Annotated in this window: 1 protein-coding gene; it reads right to left on the bottom strand. The window is 28.4% G+C overall.

Annotation, left to right across the window (positions count from 1 at the left end; genetic code table 11):
- Nucleotides 1-19: 19 nt before the first annotated feature.
- The gene (locus tag BVC87_RS23010) at nt 20-925 is read right to left on the bottom strand and encodes an IS982 family transposase (RefSeq protein WP_075344726.1); all 906 of its coding nucleotides are present in this window, start codon (nt 923-925) and stop codon (nt 20-22) included.
- Nucleotides 926-1,027: the final 102 nt, after the last annotated feature.

Genomic DNA, 1,027 nt, shown 5'->3' on the forward strand with positions numbered 1-1,027 from the left:
TAACGTGAGTTCGATATAACTATAAGTTAAGATTAAGTTGATTAGTTTTAATAAGACTTATATTTAAACTAGGCTTCTTCTCAGTAAAGTTATATGCTATTAAAGCGGAAAATATATTAGTAAAGAAATTTTTAGGACTTCTGTGTCTAGAATGTTCAATTTGAAAGATATTTTTAAGTTGATCAATAATAGATTCTACAATTGCTCTTTTTCTAAGCATAATTACATCGTACATGGGAGTCAATAATTTTGATTTCATATTCTTTTTAAGCTTTGTAACTAAATGTATGCCTTGACTAAAGAGCTGTTCAAAAAGTTCTTTTCCTAGATACCCTTTATCACCATATATTTTTCCCCATAATTTATCAGTGAAGTTTTTCATTCTTAAAGGAGTTCTATCATCTTTATTACCTGGAGTAATTAGTAAATCAATAATTTCACCACTATCGTTAGTTACTATATGTAATTTAAAACCAAAGAACCAACCTATTGAACATTGTCCTCTATCAGCTAAACCTTTAAAAACTTTATGATTATGAATTCTTCTATTATGACATACTCGTAAAGGAGTAGAATCTATAAAACTAATTCCAGAGCAGTTTCCTAATCCTTTGGTTTTAAGATAAGCTAAAAGAGGTAACATACTTTCAGAACAAAGTTCCACCATACGATTATAGCTAACCGTATCGGGAAAATAGCTTTTCAAATGTAGGTGAACATATCCTAAATAGAACTTTTTAAAAGTTCTACAACCACTCAGGTGAAATAATACTTGAATAGTCATTACCTCAGAAAGTGAAAGTCTAGAAGACTTATGTCTTTTTTTACTACTCCCGATTAAACGTTGTTGAAAAACTGGAATAAAATCTTTGCAAAAGTCATCAATAGAACAAAATATTTCGGTAATTTTATTGGTACAAAGCATAGCTGGATATTAGTTAATTATAAGTGGTTGAATACTTTAATTTACTAATTATTCAGCTTTTTTATGCTTCTAAATTGTTAAGGTTTTTATATCGAACTCACG

Origin of the sequence: Tenacibaculum agarivorans, from assembly GCF_001936575.1 — a bacterium.
GTDB classification, from domain to species: Bacteria; Bacteroidota; Bacteroidia; order Flavobacteriales; family Flavobacteriaceae; genus Polaribacter; species Polaribacter agarivorans.

Excerpts from the sequence above, each read along its gene's own strand:
- BVC87_RS23010 (WP_075344726.1), bottom strand. The coding sequence starts at position 925 with ATGCTTTGTACCAATAAAATTACCGAAATATTTTGTTCTATTGATGAC.